The 12,105-nt window shown below is 65.1% G+C and carries 9 protein-coding genes; 4 read left to right on the forward strand and 5 right to left on the reverse strand.

The features are described 5' to 3' along the window. Positions 1–369: 369 nt before the first annotated feature. Both ABEJ63_RS01755 and ABEJ63_RS01760 read right to left on the reverse strand, forming a co-directional pair. Positions 370–2,223 (reverse strand): BCCT family transporter, encoded by a 1,854-nt coding sequence (locus tag ABEJ63_RS01755; protein WP_375794623.1) that lies wholly within the window; start codon positions 2,221–2,223, stop codon positions 370–372. A gap of 93 nt (positions 2,224–2,316) precedes the next feature. Then, a complete protein-coding gene (locus tag ABEJ63_RS01760) occupies positions 2,317–3,555 on the reverse strand; it encodes an NAD-binding protein (protein WP_375794624.1) in 1,239 nt (412 codons plus the stop codon). A 115-nt stretch (positions 3,556–3,670) separates the two neighbouring features. Between ABEJ63_RS01760 and ABEJ63_RS01765 the strand changes: the two genes are divergently transcribed. Together ABEJ63_RS01765 and ABEJ63_RS01770 are read left to right on the forward strand one after the other, a co-directional pair. Beyond that, positions 3,671–4,081 carry an EamA family transporter gene (locus tag ABEJ63_RS01765; RefSeq protein ID WP_375794727.1) on the forward strand — a complete coding sequence of 137 codons (411 nt, stop codon included), beginning with the start codon at positions 3,671–3,673 and terminating at the stop codon, positions 4,079–4,081. A gap of 83 nt (positions 4,082–4,164) precedes the next feature. Next, entirely contained in the window at positions 4,165–4,545 is a 381-nt protein-coding gene (locus ABEJ63_RS01770; protein WP_375794625.1) for a Rid family detoxifying hydrolase, read from the forward strand. Here the strand turns inward: ABEJ63_RS01770 and ABEJ63_RS01775 are convergent, their stop codons facing one another. Continuing rightward, complete coding sequence (locus tag ABEJ63_RS01775; protein ID WP_375794626.1) at positions 4,546–4,818, reverse strand: hypothetical protein; 273 nt, start codon at positions 4,816–4,818, stop codon at positions 4,546–4,548. 162 nt (positions 4,819–4,980) lie between these two features. Between ABEJ63_RS01775 and ABEJ63_RS01780 the strand changes: the two genes are divergently transcribed. Beyond that, positions 4,981–6,486 (forward strand): NADH-ubiquinone oxidoreductase-F iron-sulfur binding region domain-containing protein, encoded by a 1,506-nt coding sequence (locus ABEJ63_RS01780; protein ID WP_375794627.1) that lies wholly within the window; start codon positions 4,981–4,983, stop codon positions 6,484–6,486. Beyond that, positions 6,483–9,758 carry a formate dehydrogenase subunit alpha gene (gene fdhF, locus ABEJ63_RS01785; protein ID WP_375794628.1) on the forward strand — a complete coding sequence of 1,092 codons (3,276 nt, stop codon included), beginning with the start codon at positions 6,483–6,485 and terminating at the stop codon, positions 9,756–9,758. Before ABEJ63_RS01780 ends, fdhF begins: the two co-directional genes overlap by 4 nt. Before the next feature lie 6 nt (positions 9,759–9,764). Here fdhF and ABEJ63_RS01790 read toward each other — a convergent pair whose 3' ends face one another. Continuing rightward, positions 9,765–10,142 carry a hypothetical protein gene (locus ABEJ63_RS01790; RefSeq protein ID WP_375794629.1) on the reverse strand — a complete coding sequence of 126 codons (378 nt, stop codon included), beginning with the start codon at positions 10,140–10,142 and terminating at the stop codon, positions 9,765–9,767. Positions 10,143–10,204: 62 nt separating this feature from the next. Next, positions 10,205–11,929 carry a formate--tetrahydrofolate ligase gene (locus ABEJ63_RS01795; RefSeq protein WP_375794630.1) on the reverse strand — a complete coding sequence of 575 codons (1,725 nt, stop codon included), beginning with the start codon at positions 11,927–11,929 and terminating at the stop codon, positions 10,205–10,207. Between the last annotated feature and the right edge of the window lie 176 nt (positions 11,930–12,105).

Genomic DNA, 12,105 nt, shown 5'->3' on the forward strand with positions numbered 1-12,105 from the left:
CGCTATGCCGATCCGACCCGCGCTTGCCACCCGGTCGCACACCACCAGTATAGCTACTCAGGAGGAATACTCCGTCCGTTGAAGTCCCCGCATACGTGGACTGTGGTGAAATCATCTATCCACCTGACGCACATCGACACCCTCGGCCACCGACGCTTGTGCAAACGTCTATCAACTATATCGATACAACGACAGCGAACGCGGCGATATCATGCTCAGAAGCTCACAGAGCAGTCGACACACGACACCTCCCGACTCGTTCGTCCAGACAGTGTGGGCCGCGCGAGTCGGCGTACGCACCTCCGCAGCGGTCGGCGTCTGCGTTGACGTATTGTGGAGGTGACGTTCCAGCGGTGGGCACTGTGGCGGCTACTCCTCGTCCGACGGGTCGATATCGTGGTGTGTGTGGATCGTCGGGAGTCGCGTGGTGACTCGGGCGACCAGCGAGGTGTGGCCGCGCTCGCGGCGTCGACACGTCATTGTCAACCCGGCGAGTGCGACGAGCGATAGCACGGCGAATGGCCCGCCAGTGAGGACGGCCAATGCCTGGAGCGTCTCGCCGCCTCCAATGACGATCACGGCGGTGGCTACGATACCCTGTACCAGTCCCCAGAACGCGATGTCACTCGTTGACGGTGCGACGCTCCGGCGCGTTGCCAGCACGGACACAACCAGCGTCGAGGTGTCTGCGGAGGTGACCATGAACACGATGATGAGTGCCAGAAATAGGAAGACGAGCAGTTGTCCCAGCGGGAGTGCAGCAAGTACCGGGAAGCCGGCGACTGCCTCGCTACCACCGCGCGAGGCGACTGCAGCGAGCACGTCTGTCTGTCCAACGCGCTGGACCCACAGGGCAGTGCCGCCGAACAGCAGGAACCACAGCGTCGTCGCGGCCGCCGTTGCAACGACGCTCGTGAACACAACGGTCCGGATACGACGGCCACGTGACAACGCGGCGATGAACAGCCCAGCGAATGGGGCCCACGAGAACCACCACGACCAGTTCCAGACGGTCCAGTTCGTGACCCACTCACCTCCCGTGTAGAGACTCAGCGGAACGAAGTTGCCGATATAGGCGCCGACAGCGGCGCTCCCCTCGGTAAGCACGAACCCAAGCGGCCCGACGACCGCGAGTAGTCCACCGAACAGGCAGAACAGGACGACATTGACACCTGCGATGCGACGAATACCGCGGTGGACACCCGTTGCAGCCGACACAACGAAAATGAGCGCCAGTCCTGCGACGAACAGTACCGGCCCCAGGCCGCCGGTCGTGACACCCCATTCGAAGGCGATACCCGCGAGGAACTGCTCGCTGACCAGCGCGACCGAGGTTGCGATACCACCGATAGTCGCGAACACGGCCAGCGTGTCTACCAGTCGACTCCACAGTGAGTCGAGTCCGTCTACCCCGAGGAATGGCGCCAAAATCGACGACACACGCAGCGGCGCGCCCCGCTGAAACACGTAGTAGGCGATCGGGACACCGAGGACCGTGTACGCGCTCCAGGCCGAGACGCCCCAGTGGAACAGCGTGTAGGTGAGCGCTCCCGTGACGGCTGCGCTCGACTGTGGCGCCGCGGCAAAGTACGGCGTCGCATCACGGTAGTGAAACAACGCCTCCGCCGGCCCCCAGAAGACCACGCCCGCGGCGATGCCGGCGGTGAAGATGAGTGTAAAGTAGGTTGGATAGGTGTAACTGGGTTCCGCATCGGGACTGCCCAGCCGAATATCGCCCCACGGCCCAACGAGCAGGAACAGACAGTACGCGACGGCGATCAGCGTGACTGCGAGGAACACTGGCCCGCCTTGACGCAACAGCACCTGTGCGACGCTGTTGACGCCGGTGGTTGCCGCCGCCGGCGCGACCAGTTGGGCCAGAAAGTACAGCCCGAAGACGCAGACTGGCCCCGCCGTGACGACCGGATCGAACCGTGTAAAGAACGTCCGTGCGAGCGTCTTGATGTCGGCGCGGCGCACCCGGAGCAGATACGCGGCTGCTGTCGTCGTCCGCTCATCCTCCGCGTACGGCAACAGCGCCAGATACCCCAAGCCCGACGCGAAAAACACCAGCGCGACCGCGAGCCAGCCGCTCCCGGACACCGCACGGCCGACGAACTCTGGGAAAAAGAAGCCCGCGAGCACGATGGCTCCTGATAGCGCACACAGCGGAACAAGCAGGTCTGTTGCAGACGACCCTGTGCGGTCAACGTCTGTCGCCACGTGTCTTGTTAGCGTCCCGGATACTCAAAGGCCTACCGTACGATGGTTGACATCCTCCCACCGCTGAAGAAGTGGGCGTCCGCTCGCTCCGTGTCACTCGCCTCCTTCATCGGGTGTCGGGTCCTCTTCGGGAGGCGACTCGTCAGGTGTCTCGTCGGCGAGCACCGACTCACCGAGGAGGCGACCGCCGACCGCCCGTAGGTTGATTACCTCGTCAGCCCCGACCTCGCGGAACTTCTCGACGTGCTGGAGGTCGGTCGCGGCCGCAACGACTCGAACGTCGGGTGCGACGTTGCGCACTGCGAGCACGGTCAGTATGTCCTGTGCGTCGTCGCCACTGCCGACAGCAACGCCGCGTGCCGTTCCGACGCGTGCGTCCCGCAACACCGACTCGTTGGTGGGGTCGCCGGTCAAGACGTTGATTCCTTCCGACTCGAGGGCTGCCGCCGTGTCGGAGTCCGACGTGACGACCACCCGCTCTGTGTCGTCATCAAGTTGGTCGAGTAGCGGTTCCGTCAGGTCATCGTAGCCGAGCACCGCGACGTGGTCCTCGAGCAAGGTGAGTTCTGAGGCAGTCATGTTTCCGAATGCGGCGGCCATCCGCGATTCAATTGCTGGGCCGATGAGGGCGCCAACGGAGACGGTGAATGCGCCTGTCCCAAACAAGATTATCGACAGCGAGAACCACCGTGCGACCGGCGTCGTTGGCGTAATGTCGCCGTAGCCGACCGTCGCGACGGTCACAATGACGTAGTAGACCGCGTCGCCCCACGTATTGAGCCCGAGAAACTGGGTGCGGAGCCCGTAGGCACCCATCGTTCCGTAGAGGACAACCCCGACGATCGCAGACAGTGCTGCGATTTGGAGCGGTGACAGATCGATTGGTTGATCGAAGGCGGTTCTGTTGTACACAAGCAGCGGCGTGGTCGCAACGACGGCCGCGAGCAGTGGCACGTCCGTCGCCGCAAACGTTGTCAGTGGGAGCAGTGCCAACGCCGGCACGAGGACGACCGCCGCCTGCCAGGCCAGCCGTTTCCGCCGGCGTAGGCCGACCACCACGGGCCCGAGCGCGAACGCGAACAGCACGCCGCCGAACCGTGCGAATGCTGCTGCTTCCGGGAGCACCGATGCCAGCGGTCCATCGAGCGGGATGACCGTCTGACTGAGGTTCGACAGCCCAGCAATGAACGCGAGCATGGTCGCAATGCCCGTCAGGAGCACCGTCGGTTTTCCACCGGAGAATTCCCGCCACTCTACGAGCGGGATACGACTGTCGGGATAGAACACCTCCTGTAGCGTCGTGTCGTCTACCCCCTCCTGCGTGTCGGTCACTACCACACTTCCTCGTCGTGCGGGATAATAAGTCGTCGCCCCCACCATCCAATATACCCCCATGTGAACCACCGGTCATGCACTCGTCTTCGGTCGAGTCGATCAGGTGGTTGGCGTGAACACAGCGGTGCTCTTTGGTGTCGGTACGATGCTCGCGTGGGGATTTTGGATTGTTCTTGGCGACGTAGCCTCTAACGCCATCGACCCGAAGATGGCCGCGTTCGTCTCGTATCTGACCGCTGCTGTCGTCACAGGGCTGTATGTTGCGGTCTCAGATGCGTCGCTGGCGGTCTCGAGCCGCGGACTCGTGTACGCGGCCGCCGCAGGCGTGGCGGCCGCTGTCGGCGTCGTCTCCACATTTATCGGCGTCACGGTCGGGTCGACGGCAATCGTCTCCACGATTGGCGGCATGTATTTCGTTACCGCAGCAGTCATCAGCGTCGCTGTCCTCGGGGAACCAGTCACGCTCTCGAAGGTGGCAGGCATCGGCCTTGCACTCGTAGCAATCGTCGTCATCAACGCCTGACACGAGGTGACAGCTGTACGATAGGTCGTGGTCTTGCCCGGTGGTGCGCGGGTTTCAACACCTCCGGAGTGGAACGGCCGGCCGTGAAACGGACCATCAGTACCGACGACGCCCCCGCGGCTGTCGGCGCGTACAGTCAGGCGACGACCAACGGCGACCTGGTATTCACCGCCGGGCAGCTGCCGCTGACGACCGATGGCGACCTGTTAGACGACGAATCGGTCACCGTCCAGACCGAGCAATGTCTCGACAATGTCGCGGCGGTGCTCGAGGCTGCCGGGTCGAGTCTCGACGCGGCGCTGAAAGTGACGGTATTCCTCGACGATATCGACGACTTTGACGAGATGAACGCGACGTACGGCGACTACTTCGAGGCTGACCCGCCGGCTCGCAGTGCCGTCGAGGTGGGGAACGTGCCGAAGGGCGCTGCGCTCGAAATCGAGGCTATCGGAGCCGTCGAGTAGTTACCGTAGCTCCATCTCTTCGGCTCGATCGACGGCCAAGTCGGCCACTTCCTCGAGCGACTGCTCGGACCGGGCCGCAAGCACCCGGAGCAGCATGCCGAGCTGGATTGCTGCCGCCTCCCGCAGCTCCTCGGCGTCGCCAGTATCGTTGCCGAAGTAGTACTCGTGGCGGCCGTCCTCACGGACGAGCCCCGTGTACACGGATCTGAGATCGCCGTCGACGATAGCGTCGGCCGCCTCCGTCCGGACCTGCTCAAACTGTGGATTCGCCATGCGCATCCGCGGTCCCCCGTCGGCTAAGCCCTTCCGTCTGTAGCCACACGATGTATCGCCTGCCTGTAAGGTCGTGCCAGCGTGCGCCAACCCCGGCGCTTGTCGGGGATTTTTGTCCACGTATCCCCACGTTCGCACAATGCAACGAGGTCGTGCGAACAGATGACGCACAGCGAGTCGACGCTCGGGCGGTCCCCGCTTCTCAGGGTGGCAACCCCGCCCGGCCGCGGCGAGACGACACTCGCAACCGCACGTGAGGCGGGGGATGTCCCAGTCGTTGCGACGGGCCCAACCGGCGTCGATGCGTGGGAGCCGCTTGTCGCAGCCACACGGGCCGGACAGACGGCCCTGTTTCCCGCGCCTGACGCCACGACGGTTGAGCGCGTTGCCGGGACACTCGCCGACCAGCTCCCGACCGATGGGGCCGCCGCCGTCGTCGACCACGACCCCGAAACGTCGACACTCCCCGTCCCCGACTCGGGACCGCTCGCGGTTGGTCGGCGGGCGCTCCTGGGCCCCTGTGGCTGGATCGACCCGCTTGCGCCCGCCGACGTGCCATTCGTCTCGACGGCAGACCTGCGTCTGTCGGCGGTCGACCACCTGCGCGGCCGCGGCCGCGGCGACGCGGCTGCCGACGAGCCCGTCGGCGAGACGTGGGAGACAATCCGCGACACGGCCGGCGACCCCGTTGTCGTCGTCAACGCCAACGAGTCGAGCGAGCGCCAACAGGCCGACCGGACGCTGCTCGCGGCGGCGCCGCTGGCGGTGCTGGATGGCGCTGCTGCTGTCGCCCGCGGCATCGACGCGACAGATGTCGTCGTCCACCTGAACGAGTCAGACCGCGCGCTTGGGCGGCGCGTCCGTGCTGCAGCCGACCGGGCCGACGCACTCCCCGTCGAGGTGCAGGTCGTTGCTGGGCCCGACGAGTATCGGGCCGGTGAGCCGACAGCCGCTCTCGAGGCTCTGGAAGGGGCCGACAGAGTCGAGCCGCGGCTCCAGCCGCCAGGCCCGGCTACACACGGGCTGTATGGTCGGCCGACAGCGCTCCACACTCCTCGGACGTTCGCACAGGTCCGCCGCGGACTCCACGACCCGTCGGCATTCGACCCCGAGACCGCTGACCCCGGCACGCGGGTGCTCACCGTCACTGGCGATGTCGCTGCGCCCGCGACGGTCGAGCTGGCGGCCGACGGGAGTCTCGAGTCGGCTCGCGCGGCCGTCGACCTCGAGGGGCCGTTCAAACTGGCCTGCGTCGGGGGCGTCCTCGGGGGTATCACGCGCGATCTAGACGTGGCGCCGACCGCCCAGTCGCGCCGAGCGGCTGGCCTCGGTACCGACGCTGTCCTCGAACTTCTGAACGAGCGGCGGTGTGTCGTCGCAGCCGTCGGCGAGCGCGCCCGCTTTGCCGCCGAGGCGAACAGCGGCCGGTGCGTTCCGGGCCGAGAAGGGACCGTCCAACTGGTCGAACTGTTGCGCGAGGTGTACGACGGCCGGCTCCCGACCGAGGAGATACACGAACTCGGGCGGGTGATGGCCCGCTCCAGCAACTGTCAGGTCGGGGCACACGCCCCTCGCCCGGTCCGGACAGCGCTTGCCGAGTTCGAGCCGGAGTTTCGCGCTCACGCTGATGGCCGGTGTACTGCCGGCGCGTGTGGTGATTCTGCGTGAGTGCCGACGACCCACTGCCGGGCGTGCCGAACCTTGAGGACCCGCGTCCGGAGACGCCTGTCACCGCCGAGTTCGAGACCGGCACCGCCGACGACCCGGACGTCGGTAGCGATGTCCCGGCGACGCTCACCGTCGACGGCCACGAGGTCACCGTCGGATCCGGAGCGACACTCGTGGACGCACTCGAGCAACTGGACGACGACGTGGTGTCAGTCGACCCCGGCGCCGAGGGCGTCGAGGACGCTGACGTGCCGGCGCTCTGCTACTACGACCGTGAGGGGGACTGTAGCGACGCGGTCGGCCCCCGCAGCGAATGCCGGACATGTATGGTCGAGACGGATGCCCACGGACTGGTTCCGTCGTGTTCATACCCTGCCGAGGACGGCCTGACCGTGCGGACGGACGCCCCAGCTGCCGAGGAGGCACGCTCGGTAAACCTCGATCTCGTCCTGTCGAACCATAATCTCCGGTGTACGACGTGTAACGGCAACGGCCGGTGTGAACTACAGGACGCTGCCATCTCAGAAGGCGTCGACCACCCCCGGTACGGCGTCTTCGATGATCGCGAGGAGTACGAACCGCTGGATGATACGTCCTCGTTCATTCAGATTGACCGCAACAAGTGCATTCTATGTAACCGGTGTGTCGACGCGTGCAACGATGTACAGGTGGAAGGGGTGCTCCGGATCGAGGGCCACGGCGAGGACACGCGCATCGGATTCCAGTCGGACGCCGAGACGATGGCCGACTCCGAGTGTGTCTCCTGCGGTCACTGCGCGACGGTCTGCCCGACCGGCGCCCTCACCGAGAAAGGCATCGGTGGCGCGGCGACCCTCCCGCTGCCAGGGTTCACCCAGCGCAACTCCATCGGCAAGGTCATCGAACACGAGGCCGTCGAGACGTTAGACGACACGCCCGCCCCGAACCGTCCCCGGGCCGATTCGACCGACGACCGGAGCGGCGTCGCCCGGTTCATGGCCGAGACGAAACACCGGGCGGGTGACCTCGCCAAGCAAGTTGGCCACAAGGCGTTCCTCGTGGGCGAACACACTGCCGAATCCATCGCGGCGAACACGCTTCCCGAGGGCCGGTTGTTCGATATCGCGAACGTCGTCAGCGACTACCGACTCGGCAAGATCGACAAACAGGAGACGACCTGTGGCTTCTGTGCGGTCGGCTGTCGCTTCGAGATGTGGGGCAAAGACGACGAGTCGCTCGGTGTCGTCCCTGTCGACGACCCCAGCGACGCGCCCGCGAACAACTTCTCCACCTGCGTGAAGGGGAAGTTCGGCCACGAGTTCGCCAACAGCAAACAGCGACTGACCGAGCCGCTCGTCCGCACCGACGACGGCGAACTCGAACCCACTGACTGGGAGACAGCGCTGGATTACGTCGCCGACCGACTCACCGAGATTCAGGACGAACACGGCGTCGATGCGCTTGGCTGTCTGGCTTCCTCGAAAGGGTCGAACGAGGAGGCGTATCTCGTCCAGAAGTTCGCCCGACAGGTGCTCGGGACGAAGAACATCGACAACTGCGCACGGCTCTGTCACTCTTCGACGGTTGCGGCGCTCCAGCAGACGCTCGGCTTTGGCGCGATGACCAACCGCATCAACGAGGATATCGGTGAGGCCGACGCCTACCTCATCTCGGGATCGAACACCACCGAGTCGCATCCCGTGCTCGCGACGCGAATCAAGCGGAACGTCCGCGACGGTGCTGACTTGGTGGTCTTCGACCCGCGGAAGGTCCAGATTGCGGAGCACGCCGACCAGTACACCCGGACGAATCCGGGCTACGACGTGGCGTGGCTCAACGGACTAATCCGCTACATCATCGAACATGACCTCCACGACGAGGCGTTCATCGAGCGAAACACGCGGAATTTCGACGCGCTCGAAGAGAAGGTGCAGGCGTTCACGCCGGAGACGGTCGAAGAGTTGGCGGGCGTCTCGCCAGAGGACCTTGCGTCGGCAGCCGAGACACTCGCTGCCGCCGACTCGGTCGTCTTCGGCTGGGCAATGGGGCTGACCCAGCAGAGCCACGGCACAGAGAACCTGCTCGCGATGGCGGATCTCGCGCTCGTGTTGGGCCAGCTTGGCAAACCTGGCGCCGGACTGTCGCCGTTCCGCGGCCAGAACAACGTCCAGGGCGGCGGTGGCGACATGGGGACACTCCCCGGCTCTCTGCCGGGCTATCAGGACCCCGCGGACGACGATGTTGGCGCGAAGTTCGCCGACGCGTGGGGCGAGCGCCCGCCCGAGGAACCCGGCCTGAAGGTCCCCGAGATGCTTGCGGAGGCCCACGAGGGGAACCTCCGCGGTATGTACGTCGTCGGGGAGAATCCCGCGCTCTCCGAGCCAGATATCCAGCACGCCGCCGACGCGCTCGCCGACATGGACTTCCTCGTCGTACAGGACATCTTCATGACCGAGACGGCAGAGCACGCCGACGTGATACTACCCGCCGCGACCTCGCCAGAGAAACACGGCACGTTCACGAACACGGAGCGGCGCATCCAGCGGGTCCGTCCCACCACCGAGCCGCCGGGTGATGCCCGACAGGACTGGGAGATCACCCAAGAGCTGGCTCGCCGTCTCGGCTACGACTGGGACTACGACCATCCGCGAGAGGTGATGGCCGAAATCAACGACCTCGTCCCCATCTACGGTGGTGTCACCTACGACCGACTTGAAGCCGGTGAGGAACACGGTCTTCAGTGGCCGTGCGAGGACCTCGACGACCCAGGCACGCCGTATCTCTACGACTACGAGGACGGTGAGTTCGGCTTCGAGGACGGCAAGGCGCGGTTCGTTCCCGCCGACGGCGGTCATCCTGGCGAGATTGCCGACGAAGAGTTCCCGCTCACGCTTACCTCGGGCCGCGTGCTCTACCATTGGCACACCGGCCAGATCACCCGCCGTGTTGAGGGGCTGATGAGTCACTCCCCCGAGAGCTTCGTCGAGATACACCCGACGACAGCCGACCGGCTCGGCGTCGCGGATGGCGACTACGTTCGTGTCGAGTCCCGACGCGGCGACATCGTCGTCCGCGCCCAAGTGACTGACCGGGTCGGCGAGGGAACGCTCTTCATTCCGATGCACTTCGCCGCGGGGGCGGTCAACAAGCTCACCGGCGAGACGTTCGATCCACAGGCGGGAATCCCCGAGTACAAGGTGTCGAGCGTCCGGCTGGAGCCGCTTGGCGAGAATGCCGATGCCGATGCACTCACCCGGCTCGACACCGACCGCCGGGTCGCCAGCGACGACTGACCTCGCTCATCCGGTTGCCCGCTCCAGAATCGCGTCGCGTGCGCGGCGGGCACAGTCCCGGTCGCCGCGGCCGAAATGGACCGTCTGCGGGTTGACCGGATCACTCAGCAGCCCGCCTGCATCGGGTGTGACGCCGGTCCGCTCCAGTTGGAGGTAGCCGATGGTGAGCCCTTCGTCGTAGTCAACGCCGACCACCTCCGTGAGCGGTACTGTCACGTCGTCGAACCGCGAGCGACGCGCCCGCTCGATGACGATTCGGTCCTCGTAGACGGCGAGGGTTGCGTCCTGGACCCGACAGACGACGACTGCCTCGGCGTGTTGGTCGTCGGTACTCTCTGTTGTCTCGCTCTCACCGGCGGCGCGGCGCCACGGCCACTTGACCATCGTTTGTGGTGGCGGCAGCCGCCAAAAAAGCGTTTACCCCCAGTTCGGGAGACGCGATTAGCTCAGAACAGTCCGGAGATGTTACCGTCGTCGTCGATGTCCATGTCGGCCGCTGCGGGCCGCTGCGGGAGCCCGGGCATCGTGAGCGCGTCGGCCGTGAGCGCCACGAGGAAGCCAGCCCCGGCCGACGGATACACCTCGCTGATCTCGAGTTCCCAGCCGGATGGAGCGCCCTTCTTGCTCGCGTCGTCGCTCAGCGAGTGGAACGTCTTCGACATGACGACCGGCACGTCACCGAAGCCAAGATCGTCCATCCGGTCGATGTCGTCGAGCGCGCTTCCGGTGAACTTCACGCCATCGGCCCCGTAAATCTCGGTTGCAACCGTCTCTATTTTCTCCTGAATCGGTGCGTCGTCCGGGTAGAGATACTCGAAGTCGTCCTCGTCGCTCGTCTCGACGGCGTCGACAACGTGCTCGCCGAGCGCTTCACCACCCTCACTCCCGTGTTCGAACACTTCACTTTCGGCGGCGCGTACGCCCAACTCCGCACAGTGGTCGAGCACTGCCTGGACCTCCTCGTCGGTATCATCTGGGAAGCGGTTGACCGCGACGACGACCGGCATCCCGAACTTCTGCAGATTCGAGATATGGCGGTCGAGGTTCTCGAACCCAGCCTCGACGGCGTCAACGCCCGCCGCGTCGATTTCGTCGAAGTCGGCCGGCCACATATCGAGTCCGTGGTATTTGAGCGCGCGGACGGACGACACCAGCACGACCGCGTTCGGCGTCATATCACCCATCCGGCAGACGACGTTCATGAACTTCTCAGCGCCGAGGTCCGACCCGAAGCCAGCCTCCGTGACGAGATAGTCAGCCAGCCCAAACGCAGCCTTGTCGGCCATCAGGGAGTTGGTGCCGTGGGCGATGTTGGCGAACGGGCCACCATGCACGAACGCAGGTGTTCCCTCGATTGTCTGGACGATGTTCGGCTTGATTGCGTCACGTAGCAGCATCGTCGCCGGGCCCGTCGCCTCGATGTCGTCGACCGTGACCGGATTCCCGTCCGTGTCGTAGGCGACAATCATCTGTGCGACCCGCTCCTTCAGGTCGCCTAAGTCATCCGCGAGACAGAGAACGGCCATCAGTTCCGAAGCGGCGGTCAGAATGAAGTTGTCCTCCCGAGGAGTCCCGCCCGACTTGCCGCCGAGCCCAACGACGGTCTCCCGGAGTGCCCGGTCGTTCATGTCGAGCGCCCGTGGCCAGGCAACGTCGTTCACGTCGATATCGAGGTCGTTCCCCTGTGAGAGCCGGGCGTCGGCCATCGCCGCGATGAGGTTGTGTGCTGACGTGAGCGCGTGCAGGTCGCCCGTGAAGTGGAGATTGATATCCTCCATCGGGAGTACCTGCGACCGGCCGCCACCAGCGGCGCCTCCCTTCACGCCGAACACTGGCCCCAGCGACGGCTCGCGGATGGCGATGGTTGCCTCCTCGCCGATGTGGTTGAGTGTCTGGCCGAGCCCCACTGTCGTCACCGTCTTGCCTTCTCCCTTCGGCGTCGGTGTCATCCCGGTGACGAGCACGAGATTATTCGCCTTCTCTTCGGCCTGCTCGCGAAGCCGCTCGATGGCGTGGTGTTTTACTTTTGCCGTGTACTCGCCGAAGTACTGGAGATCATCCAGGCCGAGCCCCCATGGCTCGACCAGTTCCCAGATGGGCTCCATCTCTGTTGACTGTGCGATTTCGTAGTCCGTCGGTATCGGCTCGGGAGTGCCGTCCTGTGAAGACATTACCTGACCTTCCCTACGCCATGATAATAACCTTCGTATAGTTGATACTACGGCGACTGGATGTGTTTGCGAGCGGCCTTGAGCGCCGTCGAGCCTCGATATACCAGCTCACCGAGACAACGAGGTTCTCGGCCGGGAGTGGCCGCCTCAACCGGCCGCCGTCCGGCGGTGGCGAC

Source organism: Halosegnis sp., from assembly GCF_042216475.1.
Lineage (GTDB): Archaea > Halobacteriota > Halobacteria > Halobacteriales > Haloarculaceae > Halosegnis.

What these genes read in the sequence shown, in the direction of transcription:
- ABEJ63_RS01775 (WP_375794626.1), bottom strand. Translation starts at nt 4,818, where the DNA reads ATGGCGAATCCACAGTTTGAGCAGGTCCGGACGGAGGCGGCCGACGCT.
- ABEJ63_RS01780 (WP_375794627.1), top strand. Translation starts at nt 4,981, where the DNA reads ATGACGCACAGCGAGTCGACGCTCGGGCGGTCCCCGCTTCTCAGGGTG.
- ABEJ63_RS01790 (WP_375794629.1), bottom strand. Translation starts at nt 10,142, where the DNA reads ATGGTCAAGTGGCCGTGGCGCCGCGCCGCCGGTGAGAGCGAGACAACA.
- ABEJ63_RS01795 (WP_375794630.1), bottom strand. Translation starts at nt 11,929, where the DNA reads ATGTCTTCACAGGACGGCACTCCCGAGCCGATACCGACGGACTACGAA.